This is a genomic window from Streptomyces sp. NPDC014801 (assembly GCF_043082085.1).
Lineage (GTDB): Bacteria > Actinomycetota > Actinomycetes > Streptomycetales > Streptomycetaceae > Streptomyces.
Map to the genome: position 1 here is coordinate 19,112 of NZ_JBIBXG010000007.1, position 16,955 is coordinate 36,066.

At 71.0% G+C, this 16,955-nt stretch carries 17 protein-coding genes; 5 read left to right on the plus strand and 12 right to left on the minus strand.

The window, feature by feature from the left end; genetic code table 11:
• Window positions 1-63: 63 nt before the first annotated feature.
• On the plus strand, window positions 64-264 hold the full coding sequence (locus tag ACF1AL_RS17600; protein ID WP_391661629.1) for a PspC domain-containing protein: 201 nt from the start codon (window positions 64-66) through the stop codon (window positions 262-264).
• Between the two features lie 99 nt (window positions 265-363).
• On the opposite strand, the gene ACF1AL_RS17605 is transcribed toward ACF1AL_RS17600, so the two are convergent.
• On the minus strand, window positions 364-711 hold the full coding sequence (locus ACF1AL_RS17605; protein ID WP_391661630.1) for an ATP-binding protein: 348 nt from the start codon (window positions 709-711) through the stop codon (window positions 364-366).
• Between the two features lie 135 nt (window positions 712-846).
• Window positions 847-2,010 carry an adenosine deaminase gene (locus ACF1AL_RS17610; RefSeq protein ID WP_391703816.1) on the minus strand — a complete coding sequence of 388 codons (1,164 nt, stop codon included), beginning with the start codon at window positions 2,008-2,010 and terminating at the stop codon, window positions 847-849.
• 113 nt (window positions 2,011-2,123) lie between these two features.
• Here ACF1AL_RS17610 and ACF1AL_RS17615 point away from each other — a divergent pair, with 113 nt between their 5' ends.
• Window positions 2,124-2,885, plus strand: coding sequence for an alpha/beta hydrolase family protein (locus tag ACF1AL_RS17615; protein WP_391826424.1), 762 nt, complete (start codon window positions 2,124-2,126; stop codon window positions 2,883-2,885).
• Window positions 2,886-2,961: 76 nt separating this feature from the next.
• Here the strand turns inward: ACF1AL_RS17615 and ACF1AL_RS17620 are convergent, their stop codons facing one another.
• A complete protein-coding gene (locus tag ACF1AL_RS17620; protein WP_366838023.1) occupies window positions 2,962-3,912 on the minus strand; it encodes a LysR family transcriptional regulator in 951 nt (316 codons plus the stop codon).
• Window positions 3,913-3,975: 63 nt separating this feature from the next.
• Between ACF1AL_RS17620 and ACF1AL_RS17625 the strand changes: the two genes are divergently transcribed.
• Together ACF1AL_RS17625 and ACF1AL_RS17630 are read left to right on the plus strand one after the other, a co-directional pair.
• On the plus strand, window positions 3,976-5,265 hold the full coding sequence (locus ACF1AL_RS17625) for an MFS transporter (protein ID WP_391826426.1): 1,290 nt from the start codon (window positions 3,976-3,978) through the stop codon (window positions 5,263-5,265).
• A 130-nt stretch (window positions 5,266-5,395) separates the two neighbouring features.
• Window positions 5,396-6,412 carry a sigma-70 family RNA polymerase sigma factor gene (locus tag ACF1AL_RS17630; protein WP_386419669.1) on the plus strand — a complete coding sequence of 339 codons (1,017 nt, stop codon included), beginning with the start codon at window positions 5,396-5,398 and terminating at the stop codon, window positions 6,410-6,412.
• On the opposite strand, the gene ACF1AL_RS17635 is transcribed toward ACF1AL_RS17630, so the two are convergent.
• Window positions 6,296-6,640, minus strand: coding sequence for an STAS domain-containing protein (locus ACF1AL_RS17635; RefSeq protein ID WP_391826428.1), 345 nt, complete (start codon window positions 6,638-6,640; stop codon window positions 6,296-6,298). The genes ACF1AL_RS17630 and ACF1AL_RS17635 overlap by 117 nt on opposite strands.
• Before the next feature lie 173 nt (window positions 6,641-6,813).
• Between ACF1AL_RS17635 and ACF1AL_RS17640 the strand changes: the two genes are divergently transcribed.
• Window positions 6,814-7,734: an AEC family transporter gene (locus ACF1AL_RS17640; protein ID WP_391826430.1), complete on the plus strand. Its 921-nt coding sequence runs from the start codon at window positions 6,814-6,816 to the stop codon at window positions 7,732-7,734.
• A gap of 3 nt (window positions 7,735-7,737) precedes the next feature.
• Here ACF1AL_RS17640 and ACF1AL_RS17645 read toward each other — a convergent pair whose 3' ends face one another.
• The 8 genes from ACF1AL_RS17645 to ACF1AL_RS17680 form a co-directional block, all read right to left on the minus strand.
• Window positions 7,738-8,331 (minus strand): Uma2 family endonuclease, encoded by a 594-nt coding sequence (locus tag ACF1AL_RS17645; protein ID WP_366838017.1) that lies wholly within the window; start codon window positions 8,329-8,331, stop codon window positions 7,738-7,740.
• 97 nt (window positions 8,332-8,428) lie between these two features.
• The gene (locus tag ACF1AL_RS17650) at window positions 8,429-9,706 is read right to left on the minus strand and encodes a thymidine phosphorylase (protein WP_391780425.1); all 1,278 of its coding nucleotides are present in this window, start codon (window positions 9,704-9,706) and stop codon (window positions 8,429-8,431) included.
• Window positions 9,707-9,780: 74 nt separating this feature from the next.
• The gene (locus ACF1AL_RS17655; RefSeq protein WP_391703835.1) at window positions 9,781-10,194 is read right to left on the minus strand and encodes a cytidine deaminase; all 414 of its coding nucleotides are present in this window, start codon (window positions 10,192-10,194) and stop codon (window positions 9,781-9,783) included.
• Entirely contained in the window at window positions 10,191-11,453 is a 1,263-nt protein-coding gene (locus tag ACF1AL_RS17660; RefSeq protein ID WP_366838014.1) for an ABC transporter permease, read from the minus strand. Before ACF1AL_RS17660 ends, ACF1AL_RS17655 begins: the two co-directional genes overlap by 4 nt.
• Window positions 11,453-12,571, minus strand: coding sequence for an ABC transporter permease (locus ACF1AL_RS17665; RefSeq protein WP_366838013.1), 1,119 nt, complete (start codon window positions 12,569-12,571; stop codon window positions 11,453-11,455). The genes ACF1AL_RS17660 and ACF1AL_RS17665 overlap by 1 nt, the downstream gene beginning before the upstream one ends.
• A complete protein-coding gene (locus tag ACF1AL_RS17670) occupies window positions 12,568-14,190 on the minus strand; it encodes an ABC transporter ATP-binding protein (RefSeq protein WP_384208861.1) in 1,623 nt (540 codons plus the stop codon). The genes ACF1AL_RS17665 and ACF1AL_RS17670 overlap by 4 nt, the downstream gene beginning before the upstream one ends.
• A gap of 293 nt (window positions 14,191-14,483) precedes the next feature.
• Window positions 14,484-15,530 carry a BMP family ABC transporter substrate-binding protein gene (locus tag ACF1AL_RS17675; protein WP_366838012.1) on the minus strand — a complete coding sequence of 349 codons (1,047 nt, stop codon included), beginning with the start codon at window positions 15,528-15,530 and terminating at the stop codon, window positions 14,484-14,486.
• A 196-nt stretch (window positions 15,531-15,726) separates the two neighbouring features.
• Window positions 15,727-16,794, minus strand: a complete 1,068-nt coding sequence (locus ACF1AL_RS17680) for a BMP family protein (RefSeq protein ID WP_386419663.1) — start codon at window positions 16,792-16,794, stop codon at window positions 15,727-15,729.
• Between the last annotated feature and the right edge of the window lie 161 nt (window positions 16,795-16,955).

The window sequence follows — 16,955 nt, forward strand, 5'->3', positions numbered from 1 at the left end:
TGGAGGTCAGTCGAGGCAGCCGCTCGGGCGGCCTTACGACCACCGCTCGCGAAGGAGCCGACCATGACCGCCCTGACCCGCCCCACCGATGGCCGTGTGATCGCCGGCGTGTGCGCCGGACTGGCCCGGCGCTTCGGGACCTCCGCGACCACGATGCGGGTGATCTTCCTGCTGTCGTGTCTGCTGCCGGGGCCGCAGTTCCTGCTGTACATCGCGCTGTGGATCCTGCTCCCGGCGGAGGACAAGGCCCGCACCGCCTGGTGAACCGACCGGCCCGTGGGCCACGGACACGACGGCGGGGCGCACCCCTGGGCAGGGGTGCGCCCCGTCGCGCGTGTCAGGCGTCTCGCGGGTGCCGCGAGGTCAGCCCAGCGGGATCCCGTTCAGGCCGCTGGAGCCGAGGCCCTGCACCGGCAGTCCGCCGAGCAGCCCGGTGATGGGCTTCGCGGGCCCGTCGGCGAGCACCTTGCCGATGGCCGGCTGCGCGGCGGCCAGGCCCGCACCGGCCGCGCCCTGGCCCTGGCCCAGCGCCTGGCCGGCGCCCGGCAGCGCCGAGGCGACGTTCTGCGCCGGCAGCGTCGAGGTCACCCCGCCCAGCGCCTGGGTGGCGTCCGGGAGGGCGGGGGCGGCGTTCGCGGCGCCGGCGCCCGCGGCGGCGAAGGCGGCACCGAGGGCGGCGACACCGAGGGTCTTGGCAGCAGACTGCTTCATGAAAATGCGTCCTCGAATGGAGACGGGGATTGAGCGGTCCACGACCGTAAACACGGGGCGCCACCGGCCGCAAACATCGAAATGCGGACGGATTGTGAACGCCCGTCCGCATTTCCGTGCCGGTCCCGCCCGGCCTCAGTCCTCCGAGGACACAGAACCGCTGGTCGAGGCGGTCTGCTGAAACAGCCATTCGGATTTCAGTTCTGCATATCCGGGCTTGATCACGTCATTGATCATGGCCAGTCGTTCATCGAAAGGAATGAACGCTGATTTCATCGCATTGACGGAGAACCACTGCAGGTCGTCGAGCGTGTAACCGAACGCCTCGACCAGGTGCTCGAACTCCCGGCTCATGCTCGTGTGCGACATCAGGCGGTTGTCCGTGTTGACGGTCGCCCGGAAGTGGAGCCGCCGCAGCAGCCCGATGGGGTGTTCGGCGTACGAGGACGCGGCCCCCGTCTGGAGGTTGGAACTGGGGCACAGCTCCAGCGGGATGCGCTTGTCGCGGACGTAGGAGGCGAGCCGGCCGAGCGTGACCGTGCCGTCCTGCGCCACCTGGATGTCGTCGATGATCCGCACCCCGTGCCCGAGCCGGTCCGCGCCGCACCACTGCAACGCCTGCCAGATGGACGGCAGTCCGAACGCCTCGCCGGCGTGGATGGTGAAGTGGTTGTTCTCCCGCTTGAGGTACTCGAAGGCGTCCAGGTGCCGGGTGGGCGGGTAACCGGCCTCCGCACCCGCGATGTCGAAGCCGACGACACCCGAGTCCCGGTAGCGGTTGGCGAGTTCGGCGATCTCCAGGGCGCGCGCCGCGTGCCGCATCGCCGTGAGCAGGGCGCCGACGCGGATGCGCCGGCCGTTCTCGCGGGCGAGGCGCTCGCCTTCCCGGAAGCCCTCGTTGACGGCCTCGACGACCTCCTCCAGCGTCAGCCCGCCCTCCAGGTGCTGCTCGGGGGCGTAGCGCACCTCGGCGTAGACGACGCCGTCCTCGGCGAGGTCCTCGGCGCACTCGCGGGCGACCCGCACCAGGGCCTCGCGGGTCTGCATCACGCCGACGGTGTGCGAGAAGGTCTCCAGGTAGCGCTCCAGCGAGCCGGAGTCGGCCGCCTCGCGGAACCACAGGCCGAGCTTGCCGGGATCGGTCTCCGGGAGCTGGGAGTAGCCGCTTTCCCGGGCGAGTTCGACGACGGTGGCCGGACGCAGACCGCCGTCGAGATGGTCGTGCAGCAGAACCTTGGGCGCCCGGCGGATCTGGTCCGGCGTCGGAATGCTGCCCTTTTGGATGGTCTGGCTCGTCATTTCCGCACTCTACCTCCTACGCGCGTAGACGGCCTGGTGTACATCGCCGCCGATATGTAACGGTGACCGCACGGACGGGTGGCGTACACCCTCGCTTCTGACACTGTTCTGTCATGGGACAGCAAGCGACGCCGGTCCGCACGGCCCGGCTGGGGCGGGCACTTGGTCCGGAACCGACGGCGGTGAGCGGCGTGGTCCTGCTGCTCCCCGGCGGTGACGAGGTCTCCTCCCGCAAGCCCTCGCCGACGCTGGCGGCGGCCTCCGTGCGGGCGTTGGGGCGCACCCTGGCGCGCACGGGCCGCGGTGAGGGGCTGGCCGTGCACGTGGTGCACTACCGCTACCGCGGCTGGAACGGCAGCGACGCCCATCCCGCCCAGGACGCCGCCTGGGCCGCGGAGGAGGCCGTACGGCGCTACGGCGACGTCCCCGTCTGCCTCACCGGTGTCGGCATGGGCGGGCGGGCCGCGCTGCGGGCCGCCGGCCACGAGGCGGTGAACTCGGTGCTGGCGCTGGCGCCTTGCCTGCCCGAGGACGACGTGGCGGCGCCACCCGAACCGGTGAAACAGCTCGCCGGCCGCCGGGTGCTGATCGTGCACGGCACCAACGACCAGCGCACGGACCCGGAGTTGTCGTTCCGGCTGGCGGCGCGGGCGAAGAAGTCGAACCGGGAGGTGTGCCGGTTCGAGGTGCACGGGGACGGGCACGGGCTGCGGGCCTACCGGGACGAGGTGCTGGCGCTGGCCTCGGACTTCGTGATGGGCGCGGTGTTCGGGTGGGCGTTCTCGCGGCCGGTGCGCGACGCGCTGGAGGCTCCGCCGCCGCTCGGGCTGCGCATGCCGCTGGCCTCCGGGTTCGGGCGGACGTTACGGCGGTAGGGCGGTGGCGGTGCGGGCCGTTACGGCGGTAGGGCGGTGGCGGTGCGGGCCGCGGTGGTGGCGCCCCGGCGTGCCTTCAGGGCAGGAGACTTCCCCTCCGCGACAGCAGGAACTTCTTGAACGCGGCCACCGGCGGCGTGTCCGGGTGGCCGTTGAGCCAGGCGACGCCGATCTCCCGGGCCGCCCTCGGCGCGGTGACCGTCAGTTCCACCACTCCCGGGCGGGGGACGGCCGGCGGGGGCAGGAGCGCCACGCCCAGGCCCGCCGCCACCAGGCCCCGCAGGGTCTCCGCCTCCTCGCCCTCGAAGGCGACCTTCGGGGTGAAGCCGGCCTCGCGGCACAGGTCGTCGGTGATGCGGCGCAGGCCGTAGCCGGGCTCCAGGGTCACGAAGGCCTCGTCGGCGGCCTCGGCGAGGCGGATGCGGCGCCGCGAGGCCAGGCGGTGGTCGGCCGGGACGACCAGGCGCAGCTTCTGCTCGTCGAGGCGGCGGGCGACCAGATCGGGGGCGTCGGGGACGGGTGAGGTCAGGCAGAGGTCGAGGTCGCCGGCGCGCAGGCGTTCCAGCATGGCCTCGCCGTAGTTCTGGACGAGGCTGAAGCGGACGCCGGGATGGTCGGCGCGGAAGGCGTGGATGAGGCCGGGCACGGTCTCGGCGCCCATGGTGTGCAGGAAGCCGAAGGCGACCTTGCCGGTGGCCGGGTCGGCGTCGGCGCGGACCTCCTCGGCGGCGCGGCGGATCTCGGCGAGGGCGCGGTCGGCGGAGGTGAGGAAGGTGCGGCCGGCCGGGGTGAGGGAGACGGTGCGGCCGTGGCGGGCGAACAGCTGCACCCCGAGGTCCTCCTCCAGGCGGGCCATCGCGCGGGAGAGGGTGGACTGGGGGACGTTCAGCTCGTGGGAGGCGCGGGTGACGTGCTCGGTGCGGGCGACCGCGGCGAAGTACGCCAGGCGGGGCGCAAGCGTCAGCGCCATGTCTTCTGTGTCACCGGACGGTGACAGTCGGGGCTGTGACCTCTGCTGATGCGGCATGGGAACGATTATGGCGATTCCATGCATTGGACGGATGAGTGGCGGCCTCCTTACGGTCGTGGCATGACTCCCGCCAGTACCGGGGCGTCCACCACCGTGGGCGCCGCTGCTCGTGTCCCTGCTCCCTCCCCGGCCTCCGACTCCCGCATGGTCCCGGGCGGCCCGGGTTACCGCCGGATGAGCCTCGCCCTCTTCCTCGCGGGTGTGGCGACCTTCGCGCTGCTGTACTCCACGCAGGCCCTGCTGCCGCTGATCTCCGGGGACTTCGGGGTCGCGGCGAGCGAGGCGAGCTGGACGGTGGCGGCGGCGACCGGCGGTCTGGCGCTGTTCGTGCTGCCGATGAGCGCCCTGTCGGAGCGCTACGGCCGCCGTACGGTGATGACCGGTTCGCTGGCGGTGGCGGTGACCGTGGGGCTGCTGGTGCCGTTCGCCCCCTCGCTCGGGGTGCTGGTGGTGCTGCGGGCGCTGCAGGGCGCGGCGCTGGCCGGGCTGCCGGCCTCGGCGCAGGCGTATCTCGCGGAGGAGGTCTCGCCGCGGGCGCTGGTCACCGCGATCGGGCTGTTCGTGGCGGGCAACAGCGTCGGCGGGATGAGCGGCCGGGTGATCACCGGCTGGGTCGCGCAGGAGTGGGGCTGGCGGGTCGCGGTGGCCGTGGTCGGGGTGATCGCGGTGGCGTGCGCGGTCGCGTTCCGGCTGCTGCTGCCGGCGCCGCGGCACTTCACGCCGGGGTCGCTCAGGCCGCGGGTGCTGGCCCGCACGGTCCGCGACCATCTGGCGAACCCGCTGCTGCGGCGGCTGTACGCGATCGGCGCGCTGTTCATGACGGTCTTCGGCGGGGTGTACACGGTGATCGGGTACCGGCTGACCGGGGCGCCGTTCTCGCTGCCGCAGGGCATCGTCGGGTCGATCTTCCTGGTGTACCTGGTGGGGACGGTGTCGGCGTCGACGGCGGGCCGGCTGGTCGGGCGGCTGGGCCGGCGCGGAGCGCTGTACCTGGCGGGCGGCACGACGGCGGCGGGGCTGCTGCTGTCGCTGATCGGCTCGCTGCCGCTGGTGCTGCTGGGTCTGGTGCTGATCACGGCGGGCTTCTTCGCGGGGCACGCGGTGGCGTCCTCGGCGGTCAGCAAGACGGCCGCGCACGGGCGGGCGCAGGCGTCGGCGCTGTACCAGTCGGCGTACTACATCGGCTCCAGCGTCGGCAGCACGGTCGGCGCGCTGGCCTTCCACTCGGGCGGCTGGGCCGGGACGGTGGGCGTGGGCCTGCTGGCGGTGCTCGGCGTCGTGGCGATCACCCTGCTCGGCACCCGGGCGGCCCGGGTGGCCGCGCGCCGGGAGCCGGTGCCGGCGCACTGATCGCCCCCGCCTCCTGACCTGCCTTTTCGTCCACTCCGGAGGCCGTTGTCAGTGGGCTGCGGTAGCTTCCGAAGTGTCCGGTCGCGACGATGCGGCCGGGCATCGACACGGCCACAGGGGTGGGTGGACGATGGGTGACGGTACGGCGACGGCGGATCTGGACGTCAGGCTGGAGAAGCACCGGGTCGAGCTGACGGGGTACTGCTACCGCATGCTCGGCTCCTCCTTCGAGGCCGAGGACGCGGTGCAGGACACGATGGTCCGCGCCTGGCGCAGCTACGACAAGTTCGAGGGCCGTTCCTCGCTGCGCTCGTGGCTGTACCGCATCGCGACCAACGTCTGCCTGGACATGCTGACGGCGGGCAACAAGCGGGCGCGGCCGATGGATCTGACGGAGTCGACGCCGCTGGCGCGGGCGGCGCTGTCGCCGCGGCCGGAGAACACGTGGCTGGAGCCGATGCCGGACGCCCGGGTGCTGCCGGTGGTCGAGGACCCGGCGGAGGCCGCGGTGGCGAAGGAGTCGGTGCGGCTGGCGTTCATGGCGGCGCTGCAGAAGCTGCCGCCGAAGCAGCGCGCGGTGCTGATCCTGCGCGAGGTGCTGGCCTGGAAGGCGAGCGAGGTCGCGGAGCTGCTGGAGACGTCGGTGGCGTCGGTGAACAGCGCGCTGCAGCGGGCCCGCGCGACGCTCGCCGAGCAGCCCGAGCGGGGCGCCGACGCGGCCGTGTCGGACCCGCTGGACGAGGAGCAGCGCAAGCTCCTGGAGCGGTATGTGCAGGCCTTCGAGGGCTACGACATGGCCGCGCTCACGGCGTTGCTGCACGAGGACGCGATCATGACGATGCCGCCGTTCGACCTGTGGCTGACCGGCCCGGCGGACATCACCGGCTTCATGACCACGCTCGGCGCGTCCTGCGCGGACTCGCGTCTGGTGCCCGTGCAGGTCAACGGCCTGCCGGGGTTCGCGCACTACAAGCCGGACCCGGAGAAGACGGGCGGGTTCACCGCGTGGGCGGTGCAGGCGCTGGAGATCTCAGACGGCCGGATCACCGGGTTCCACTGCTTCCTGGACGTGCAGCGCTGGTTCCCGCTGTTCGACCTGCCCCTCCAGCTCGAACCGGAGGCCGGTCAGGTCCAGCAGGGCGGCTAGCCCGGGGTCGGGATCGCGCAGGCGTATCCGCCCGCCGACGCGGCGGGCGGTCAGCTGGAGCCGGGCGAGCAGGTCCACGGCGGCGAGACCGGGCGGGCCGAGGCCGCCCACGTCGCAGACGACGACGCCGGTCCGGGTCCCCTCCAGCAGCGCCCGCACGTCGTCGCACAGCCCCGCCACCTCCTCCCGGGTGACGGGGCCGGCCAGCGCGAGTACGGGCGGTGTCATGGCGTCCACGTGCGGTAGACCGCGCGGACGGACGGAACTCATCGCGGCGGGCGGGGCCGCCGACGAGGATCACATTGACCGCGCTCCGCCAAGCCGCGCAGGGTGGGCGCCATGCCCTGCGAACCAGCACCCGCGCTGACACCCGACGGCCTTCCGCGCTCCGAGGGGGCCCCGTGCAAGGGGTGCTGAGCGGGTTCGCGGTCATCGCGGTCGTCATCGGGGTCGGATACGTGCTCGGCAGGCTCGGCTCCCTGGGCGAGCAGGGCCGGGACGTGCTGACCGCGCTCGCCTTCCACGTGGCGACGCCCGCGCTGCTGTTCAGCACGCTGGCTCGGGCCGACCTGTCGGTGATCTTCTCCAGCCGGCTGCTGGTGACGGCGCTGAGCACGGCGGCCGTGGTCGGCGTCTTCGTCGCGGTCGGCGTGGGGCGCCGGTGGGGCGTGGGCCGCACCACGATCGGCGCGCTGTGCGCCGGTTACGTCAACTCCGGCAACCTCGGCATCCCCATCGCCGTGTACGTCCTCGGGGACGCCTCCCTCGTGGCGCCGGTGATGCTCTTCCAGCTGATCCTGGTCACCCCGGCCGCCCTGGCGGTGCTGGACCTGTCGGGGCGGGGCGAGAAGGGCCCGCTGTGGCAGCGGTTGCTCACGCCGCTGCGCAACCCGGTCGCGGTGGGCTCGCTGGCCGGGGTCCTGGTGTCGGCGTCGGGCCTCACCGTGCCCGGACCGGTCATGGACCCGATCCAGCTGATCGGCAACATGTCGGTGCCGGCGTCCCTGCTGGCCTTCGGCATCTCCCTGTACGGCAGCGCGGCACCGGGGCGGGGGCGGGACCGCCATCCGGTCCTGCTGTCGGTGTCCCTGAAGTCGGTGGGCCAGCCGCTGATCGCCTGGCTCCTGGCGCGGGGCGTCTTCGGCCTGCACGGCGCGCCCCTGCTGGACGTGGTGGTGACCTCGGCCCTCCCGGCCGCGCAGAACCTCTTCACCTACGCCAGCCGCTACCGCGTCGCCGAGTCCCTGGCCCGCGAGTCGATCCTGCTGTCGACGGTGGCGTCGGTACCGGTACTGGTGGCGGTGGCGGCGGTGCTGGGGTGAGGGTCAGTCGACCGGAAACTCGCTGGTGTCGAGGTCGAGGTCGAAGGGCTTCGGCAGGGAGATCGTGACGCCGAACTTGCCGGCGCGCAAGACGCGGTAGACGTCACCGTGCGGTTCGCCGTACAGCGTGATCGTTGGTCCACCGGGAGCCCAGTGGTCGATGAGGAGGTAGAGAGGAACACCGGCCTGCGCATAACCCGCAGCTTTCTTGATCCGGTCATTGCTCGCGTTCGACTTCGACGTGATCTCCACAACGAGCTCGGCCGCAGCTGCCGCGATGTAGTGACTCTTCTGCGCGCGCAGTACTTCCCTCGGCGCGACGGCGATGTCCGGGATGTACAGCCCGTCACGGGACGGGACTGCCGTACCCAGTGTCTGGTAAATGCCCCAACTCTTGGGGATCACTTCGTACAGACTGCGCTGAACGAGGTCAGCGATGTCGTTGTGGTCATTCGACGGCGGTGGTGCCACGGTGACGATCCCCTCGATGATCTCCACCTTGCAGCCCTCCGGTGCGTCCGTCTCCTCCCAGATACGGACGAGGCCGTCCCACTCGCGGCCGCCGGCCGTCGAGTGGTCGACGGTGAGTGCGCTCATGGCGGTTCTCCAATCGGTGCGGCACCGATCCCAGCATGCCGAACGGGACCGGTGGCGGTCCACCGATCCCGTTCACCCGAAAGTAGAAACCCCCTGATCAGGCGATACGTTCCAGCACCACCGGCGACGCGGTGAAGGACGTGCCGGGGGCCGCGACGTCGTAGGAGCCCTCGATCGCCTGGAGGGCGTACGCGAAGCGCTCGGGGGTGTCCGTGTGGAGGGTGAGGAGGGGCTGGCCCTCGGTCACCGTGTCGCCGGGCTTGGCGTGCATCTCCACGCCGGCCCCGGCCTGCACCGGGTCCTCCTTGCGGGCACGGCCGGCGCCCAGGCGCCAGGCGGCCACGCCGATGTCGTAGGCGTCGAGGCGGGTCAGGACGCCCGAGGACGGCGCCTTGATCACGTGCTGCTCGCGGGCCACCGGCAGCTCCGCGTCCGGGTCGCCGCCCTGGGCCGCGATCATGCGGCGCCACACGTCCATCGCGGACCCGTCGGCGAGGGCCTTGCCCGGGTCGGCGTCCTTGATCCCGGCCGCGTCGAGCATCTCGCGGGCCAGGGCGATGGTCAGCTCGACGACGTCCGCGGGGCCGCCGCCCGCCAGGACCTCCAGGGACTCGCGGACCTCCAGGGCGTTGCCCGCGGTCAGGCCGAGTGGGGTGGACATGTCCGTGAGGAGGGCGACGGTCTTCACCCCGTGGTCGGTGCCGAGGCCGACCATCGTGGTGGCCAGCTCGCGGGCGTCCTCGATCGTCTTCATGAAGGCGCCCGAGCCGACCTTGACGTCCAGGACCAGGCTGCCGGTGCCCTCGGCGATCTTCTTCGACATGATCGAGGAGGCGATCAGCGGGATCGCCTCGACCGTCCCGGTCACGTCGCGCAGCGCGTACAGCTTCTTGTCGGCGGGCGCGAGGCCGTCACCGGCGGCGCAGATCACCGCGCCGACCTCGTCCAGGACCCGCAGCATCTCCTCGTTGGACAGCAGCGCCCGCCAGCCCGGGATGGACTCCAGCTTGTCCAGGGTGCCGCCGGTGTGGCCCAGGCCGCGGCCGGACAGCTGCGGCACGGCCGCGCCGCAGGCGGCGACCAGCGGGGCCAGGGGCAGCGTGATCTTGTCGCCGACGCCGCCCGTGGAGTGCTTGTCGGCGGTCGGGCGGCTGAGGGAGGAGAAGTCCATGCGCTCGCCGGAGGCGATCATCGCGGCCGTCCAGCGGGCGATCTCCCGGCGGTCCATGCCGTTGAGCAGGATGGCCATCGCGAGCGCGGACATCTGCTCGTCGGCGACCTCGCCGCGCGTGTACGCGTCGATGACCCAGTCGATCTGCTCGTCGCTGAGCTCACCGCGGTCGCGCTTGGTGCGGATGACGGAGATGGCGTCCATGGCCATGGCGTTCCTTCCGAGACGTTCAGGAAATACGCGGCCCCTCTGAGCCGACTCAGAGGGGCCGCGCGGAGTTACTTGCCGAGATGGTCCGGGCCGAAGGCCTGGGGCAGCATCTGGGAGAGCGGCAGGATGCCCGCCGGGGTCTCCAGCAGCAGGTCGGGGCCGCCGAACTCGTAGAGCAGCTGCCGGCAGCGGCCGCACGGCACGAGGATGTCCCCGCGGCCGTCCACGCACGTGAAGTGCGTCAGCCGCCCGCCGCCGGTGCGGGCCAGCTCGGAGACCAGCCCGCACTCGGCGCACAGGCCGATGCCGTAGGAGGCGTTCTCGACGTTGCAGCCGGAGACCGTGCGGCCGTCGTCGACCAGGGCGGCCACCCCGACCGGGTAGCCGGAGTAGGGGGCGTACGCGCGGGTCATGGCCTCGCGGGCCACCGCGCGCAGCGCCTCCCAGTCGACGCCGGTGCCGGCTGCGGCGGGCGGGGTCACTTGCCCTGTCCCTTGCGGTACGGCAGTCCGTCCGCCTTCGGCATGCGCAGCCGCTGGGCGGAGAGGGACAGCACGAGCAGGGTGACGATGTACGGCGTGGCCGTCACCAGCTGGCGCGGCACCTCGTCGGTGCTGCTGTACCAGAGGAACATCAGCGCCGAGATGACCAGCGTGATGACACCGCTCACCAGGCGCTTGCGCCACAGCAGGTACGCCGCGCCGAAGACCAGCAGGATCGCCAGCAGCAGGATCAGCGCGTGCACGTTGGTGGTGCCGCCGCGCAGGTTGAGGCTGTCGGTGTAGCCGAACAGGCCCGCGCCGAGGGCGAGGCCGCCCGGCATCCAGTTGCCGAAGATCATCGCCGCGAGGCCGATGAAGCCGCGGCCGGCGGTCTGGCCGTCGAGGTAGACGTTGGACGCGACGATCGACAGGAACGCGCCGCCCAGACCGGCGAGACCGCCGGAGATGATCACCGCGATGTACTTGTACTTGTAGACGTTGACGCCGAGGGACTCCGCCGCGACCGGGTTCTCGCCGCAGGAGCGCAGCCGCAGGCCGAACGCGGTGCGCCACAGCACCCACCAGGTCGCCGGCACCAGGGCCACCGCGATGACGGTCAGCGGCGAGAGGTTGGTGACCAGGCCGCCGAGCAGGCCGGCGATGTCGGAGATCAGGAACCAGTGTTTCTCGTTCAGTGTCTGCAGCCCGTCGGACAGGCCGGGGATGCTGAACGTGCCGAGCGAGTCGATCGGCGGGGACTGCTTGGACGAGCCCTGGGGCGCGTCCTCGAAGGTGAACTTCGACAGGTACCGGGTGACGCCGAGGGCCAGGATGTTCAGGGCCACACCGGAGACGATGTGGTTGACGTTGAAGGTGACGGTGGCGATGGCGTGCAGCAGCGCGCCGAGGGCGCCGCCGAGGATGCCGAAGACGACACCGGTCCACGGGCCCCACTGGTAGCCGGCCCAGGCGCCGAACCAGGTGCCGAGGATCATCATGCCCTCGAGGCCGATGTTGACCACACCGGAGCGCTCCGCCCACAGACCGCCGAGACCGGCCAGGCCGATCGGGACGGCCAGGCGCAGCGCGGTGGACATCTGGCCGGTGGAGGTGATGCCGTCCGCGCCGGAGACGATGCGGACGATCGAGGTCAGGACCAGCACGCCCGCGATGATCAGCAGGAGCACCGGGAGCGAGAGACGGCGGCTGCCCTTGCCGGGCTGCTTCGCCGGGGGCTTGGCGACGGTCGCGGTGGACATCAGGCCGCCACCTCCTTCGTGTTGTGGGCGGCCTGAGCGGCGAGCTCGGCACCGACCCTCTTCTGCTGGCGGCGCAGACCCCACTGGCGGACGGCCTCGTAGGAGATGACGACCGTGAAGACGATCACGCCCTGCATGATCGTGGCGATCTCCTTCTCGTAGGCGACCGGGACGGCGTAGTCGAGCGCCGGGGACGCCTTGTCGAGGAAGGCCCACAGGAGGGCGGCCAGCGCGATGCCGCCGGGGTTGTTGCGCCCGAGGAGGGCGATGGCGATGGCGTTGAAGCCGACACCGGCCGGGAAGGTCAGGCCGTAGGTGTGGGCGTCGCCGAGCAGCAGCGGCAGGCCGGAGAGGCCGGCGACGGCGCCGGAGATCAGCATCGCGGTGAGCGTCATGCGCTTGGCGTTGACGCCGGAGGCCGCGGCGGCGGTCTCGGAGGCGCCGGTGGCGCGCAGGTCGAAGCCGAAGCGGGTGCGGTTGAGGACGATCCAGTAGGCGACGCCGAGCAGGACGGCGAGGAAGACCAGGCCGTAGATCTCGCCGACGTCGGGGCCGAGGTCGATGCCGGGCACCCAGCCGGACTTCTTCATGATGCCGGTGGTGTTGTTGTCGCCGACCAGCACGCCGAAGTTGTCGGTGAGGGTGAGGTAGCCGATCAGGGCGGTGGCGATCGAGTTCAGCATGATCGTGGAGACGACCTCGCTGACCCCGCGGGTCACCTTCAGCACGCCCGCGATGCCGGCCCACATGGCGCCGGTGAGGGCGCCGACGATCAGCAGCATCGGGACCTGGAGCGCGGCGGGCAGGGCCACGTGGGCGCCGACCAGCGCGGTCATCAGGGCGCCGAGCCGGTACTGGCCGTCCACACCGATGTTGAACAGGTTCATCCGGAAGCCGAGGGCGACCGCCAGGGCGGCGATGTAGTACAGCGACGCCTGGTTGATGATCAGCACCTGGACGTCGGAGTAGCCGATCTGCTCCAGCATCAGCCGGTACGGCTCGATCGGGTTGCGGCCGGACGCGATCAGTACGACCGAGGTGAGCAGGATCGCGGAGACCAGCGCGATGACCGGTCCGGCCACCGCGACGAGCACGCGGTCCTTGTCGAACTTCTTCATCGGGCCTCGTCCTCCGGGGCGGCTCCGTCGCCGCCGTTCGCTTCGTGCTCCAGGTGACCGGTGGCGGCACCCGTCATGGCCGAGCCCAGTTCCTCCGGCGTGACGGTGGCCGGGTCGGCGTCCGCGACCAGCCTGCCGTCGTAGATGACGCGCAAGGTGTCCGACAGGCCGATCAGCTCGTCGAGGTCGGCGGAGATCAGCAGCACGGCCAGGCCCTCGCGGCGGGCGTCGCGGATGCGGTCCCAGATCTGCGCCTGGGCGCCGACGTCCACGCCGCGGGTGGGGTGGGCGGCGATCAGGAACTTGGGGTCGTGGCTCATCTCGCGGCCGACGATCAGCTTCTGCTGGTTGCCGCCGGACAGGGAGGCCGCGGTGACGTCGATGCCCGGGGTGCGGACGTCGTACTCCTCGACGATGCGGCGGGTGTCGTCCTGGGCGCCCTTGGGGTTCAGCCAGAAACCCTTGGCGTTGGGCTTCTCGGTGACGTGGCCGAGGATGCGGTTCTCCCACAGCGGGGACTCCAGGAGCAGGCCCTGGCGGTGGCGGTCCTCGGGGATGTAGCCGACGCCGGACTCGCGGCGCTTGCGGGTGGCCCAGCCGGTGATGTCCTCGCCGAGGAAACGGATCGTGCCCGCGTCGGCGTTCTTGGTGCCGATCAGGGCGTCGATCAGTTCGGTCTGGCCGTTGCCCTCGACGCCGGCGATGCCCATGATCTCGCCGGCGTGGATGGTGAAGGTGACGTCGTCGAGGACCCGCTTGGCGCCGGCGTCGGAGACGTCGGTGAGGGCGGTGCCGACGGACGTGGGCTCCGCCTCGGTGCCGAGGGAGGCGCCGGCGGCGTACACCGTGAGGCCCTGGACCTCGATCACCGGCCGGTCGGTGACGGTCGACTCGGCGGTCTCCGGGGTGGGCAGTTCGCTGCCGACCATCATCTCGGCGAGCTGGCGCGGGGTGGTCTCGGCGGGGACGGCCGTGCCGACCGTCGTGCCGCGGCGGATGACGGTGATGTCGTCCGCCACCGACAGCACCTCGCCCAGCTTGTGCGAGATGAAGATGACGGACAGGCCCTCGGACTTCAGTTCGCGCAGGTTGGCGAAGAGTGCGTCGACCTCCTGCGGGACGAGCACGGCGGTCGGCTCGTCGAGGATCAGGGTCTGCGCGCCGCGGTAGAGGACCTTGAGGATCTCCACGCGCTGGCGGTCGGCGACGCCGAGGTCCTCGACCAGGACGTCGGGGCGTACGCCGAGGCCGTACCGGTCGGAGATCTCCTTGATCTTCTTGCGGGCGGAGCCGCCGATGCCGTACAGCTTCTCGCTGCCCAGCACGACGTTCTCCAGCACGGTGAGGTTGTCGGCCAGCATGAAGTGCTGGTGGACCATGCCGATGCCGCGGGCGATGGCGTCGGCGGGGCTGGAGAAGGTGACCTGCTCGCCGTCGACGGTGATGGTGCCCTCGTCCGGCTTCTGCATGCCGTAGAGGATCTTCATCAGGGTCGACTTGCCGGCGCCGTTCTCGCCGACGAGCGCGTGGACGGTGCCCTTGCGGACGGTGAGGTGGATGTCGTGGTTGGCGACGACACCCGGGAAGCGTTTCGTGATGCCCGCGAGCTCCACCGCGATCGTCGACTGAGCGGTGAGCGGAGGGCTGCTGGTCGCGTCGATGGCGCACTCTCCTCGGGAAAGGGGCCGCTCTACGCGCGTAGCGCCCCTGCTTTAAATAGAGCCCGGACCCGACCGGGTCTTTTCAGGTACCCGATCGGTTCCGAGCATTCTGCCGCGCGAACGGGTCGCCCCCGCCGCCGATCGGGAGACCGGCGGCAGGGGCGCGGTGAGCCATCCTCTCCGCGCCCCGTTCCGTGGCCGTAACGCTGCCATTACGGCGATCCGTTGGCCAAGGCCTCTGACCGGGACGGTCAGGAGGTCTTCACCTGGATGGTGCCGTTCTTGATGCCTTCCTCCGCCTTCTTCACGGCGTCCTGGACGGCCTTGTTGCCGGCGAACGCCGGGTTGGAGTTCGACAGGCTCACGCCGCCGTTCTCCAGGCTGCCGCGGATCTCACCGGTCTGCGGCTTGCCGTCGTGCACGGACTTGGCGAGGTCGTACACCGCGCCCTCGACGTTCTTCATGGCCGAGGTGAAGATCGAGGCCTTGTACTTGGCCAGCGCGTCCTGCTTGTACTGGTCGGAGTCGACGCCGATCGCCCACACGTGGCGCGCGTTGGCGGCCTTGATCACGCCCTGGCCGGACAGACCGGCGGCGGCGTAGACGACGTCCGCGCCCGCGTCGATCTGGCCCTCGGCGGCGTTCTCACCCTTGTCGGGGCTGGAGAAGCCGCCCTCCTGCGCGGTCTCGGTCAGGTACTGCGACTTGACCGTGACGCCCTTCTTGGTGTCGGCGACGCCCTGCTTGAAGCCGGCCTCGAACTTGTGGATCAGCGGGACGTTCACACCACCGATGAAGCCGACGACGTTGCTCTTGGTGGCCTTGGCGGCCGCGACACCGGCGAGGTAGGAGGCCTGCTCCTCGTGGAAGACCAGGTCGGCGACGTTGGACGCCTTGATGGTGTTGTCGTCGACGATGCCGAAGGTGGTCTTCGGGAACTTGGCGGCGGCCTCCTTGACGGCCGGCGCGTAGGCGAAGCCGACGCCGATGACAGGGTTGTAGCCCTGCTTGGCGAGGGTCTCCAGGCGCTGCACCTTGTCCGCGTCGGACTCGCCGTCCTGCGGCTCGACGGCCGTGGACTTGTAACCGAACTCCTTGTTCGCCTTCTCCATACCGGCGGTGGCGGCGTCGTTGAAGGACTGGTCGCCCTTGCCGCCGACGTCGTAGGCCAGAGCGAGGCCAAGATCCTTGTTACCGCTGGAGGACGAGCTCGACGACGAGCTTCCACAGGCGGAAACGGTGACGGCGAGAGCTGCGGTCGCAACACCCGCGACCGCGATACGGGACACCCGGCGCATGGAACGAGACTCCTTTGTGCAAGCGCCCATACCAGGCGCTGGTTCCGCCGCAGCGTAACGCGCGTAGACCAGACGGAAAAACCCTTCTGTCCGGTCCGTTATCGAGCTGTGGCCGCAGTCGCGGCCCAGATTACGGACAGCGAAACGCCCCTCGCGGGAAGCGAGGGGCGTGACGGCGGGAAGGAACCCTAAGGGCCTACTTGGTGTTGACGGTCACCTTGCCGTTGATGATGTCCTGCTTGGCCTTGTCGACCGCGGCCACGACATCCTTCATGGCCTGGTACTTCGGGTTGGAGTCGGCGAAGCCCACGCCGTCGTTGGCGAGGGAGCCGCGGACCGTGCCGCTGAGCGGCTTGCCCTCGTGGACGGACTTCGCGAGGTCGTAGACCGCGCCGCCGACGTTCTTCAGGGCGGAGCCGAGGATCCAGTCCTTGTACGCGGCGAGCGCGCTCTGCCGGTACTGGTCGGAGTCCACGCCGATCGCCCACACCTTGTGCTGCGCGGCGGCCTTGATCACGCCCTGGCCGGACAGGCCGGCGGCGTGGTAGACGACGTCGGCGCCGGCGTCGATCTGCCCGTTGGCCGCGGCCTCGCCCTTGTCGGGGCTGGAGAAGCCGCCCTCCTGCGCGGTCTGCGTCAGGTACTGCGACTCGATCTTGATGTTCGGGTTCACGGACTTGGCGCCCTGCACGAAGCCGGCCTCGAACTTGTGGATCAGCGGGATGTCGACACCGCCGATGAACCCGATGTGGTTCTTCTTGGTCGCCTTGGCCGCGGCGACGCCCGCGAGGTACGACGACTGCTCCTCGTGGAAGACGAGGTCCGCGACGTTCTTCGCCTGGACGGTGTCGTCGTCGATGATGCCGAAGGTGATCTTCGGATACTTGGCGGCGACCTCCTTCACCGCCGGGGCGTAGACGAAACCGACGCCGATGATCGGGTTGTACCCGGCCTTGGCGAGCTGCTCGAGGCGCTGCACCTTGTCGGCGTTGGACTCGTTGTCGCTGGGCTCGACGTCCCGGCCGCCGATCTTGAACTCCTTCTCGGCCTTCTGGAAGCCGGCGAAGGCAGCGTCGTTGAACGACTGGTCGCCCTTGCCGCCGATGTCGTACGCGAGGCCGATGCCGTTGCCGGAATAGGCGCCGGACGACTTCTCGCCGCCCGACGAGGAGCTGCTGCTGGACGAGCCGCAGCCGGCGGCGGCGAGAGCGATGACCGCCGCCGTCACGGCGGCTTGGGAGAACCTGGTCCTCCGAGAGTTCATACGCACTGCGAGCACCCCTTCATCCCCACGGTGCCGTCACCGGACCGCATCCCCAACGTGCCGCCAGTGGTGGCGATTTCGGCGCACAGTAACGCGCGTAGAGGGGCGGGGGAACGGCCTTGCGCCCGGCGTTACCGTTTCGTGCCGCCGGTGGATGACGA

Bases quoted from the DNA above. Each gene is read 5' to 3' on its own strand.
- ACF1AL_RS17660 (WP_366838014.1), bottom strand. From the start codon at position 11,453: ATGTCCACCGCGACCGTCGCCAAGCCCCCGGCGAAGCAGCCCGGCAAG.
- ACF1AL_RS17645 (WP_366838017.1), bottom strand. From the start codon at position 8,331: ATGAGCGCACTCACCGTCGACCACTCGACGGCCGGCGGCCGCGAGTGG.
- ACF1AL_RS17650 (WP_391780425.1), bottom strand. From the start codon at position 9,706: ATGGACGCCATCTCCGTCATCCGCACCAAGCGCGACCGCGGTGAGCTC.
- ACF1AL_RS17600 (WP_391661629.1), top strand. From the start codon at position 64: ATGACCGCCCTGACCCGCCCCACCGATGGCCGTGTGATCGCCGGCGTG.
- ACF1AL_RS17605 (WP_391661630.1), bottom strand. From the start codon at position 711: ATGAAGCAGTCTGCTGCCAAGACCCTCGGTGTCGCCGCCCTCGGTGCC.
- ACF1AL_RS17680 (WP_386419663.1), bottom strand. From the start codon at position 16,794: ATGAACTCTCGGAGGACCAGGTTCTCCCAAGCCGCCGTGACGGCGGCG.
- ACF1AL_RS17615 (WP_391826424.1), top strand. From the start codon at position 2,124: ATGGGACAGCAAGCGACGCCGGTCCGCACGGCCCGGCTGGGGCGGGCA.
- ACF1AL_RS17635 (WP_391826428.1), bottom strand. From the start codon at position 6,640: ATGACACCGCCCGTACTCGCGCTGGCCGGCCCCGTCACCCGGGAGGAG.
- ACF1AL_RS17625 (WP_391826426.1), top strand. From the start codon at position 3,976: ATGACTCCCGCCAGTACCGGGGCGTCCACCACCGTGGGCGCCGCTGCT.
- ACF1AL_RS17665 (WP_366838013.1), bottom strand. From the start codon at position 12,571: ATGAAGAAGTTCGACAAGGACCGCGTGCTCGTCGCGGTGGCCGGACCG.
- ACF1AL_RS17610 (WP_391703816.1), bottom strand. From the start codon at position 2,010: ATGACGAGCCAGACCATCCAAAAGGGCAGCATTCCGACGCCGGACCAG.
- ACF1AL_RS17630 (WP_386419669.1), top strand. From the start codon at position 5,396: ATGGGTGACGGTACGGCGACGGCGGATCTGGACGTCAGGCTGGAGAAG.
- ACF1AL_RS17620 (WP_366838023.1), bottom strand. From the start codon at position 3,912: ATGCCGCATCAGCAGAGGTCACAGCCCCGACTGTCACCGTCCGGTGAC.
- ACF1AL_RS17675 (WP_366838012.1), bottom strand. From the start codon at position 15,530: ATGCGCCGGGTGTCCCGTATCGCGGTCGCGGGTGTTGCGACCGCAGCT.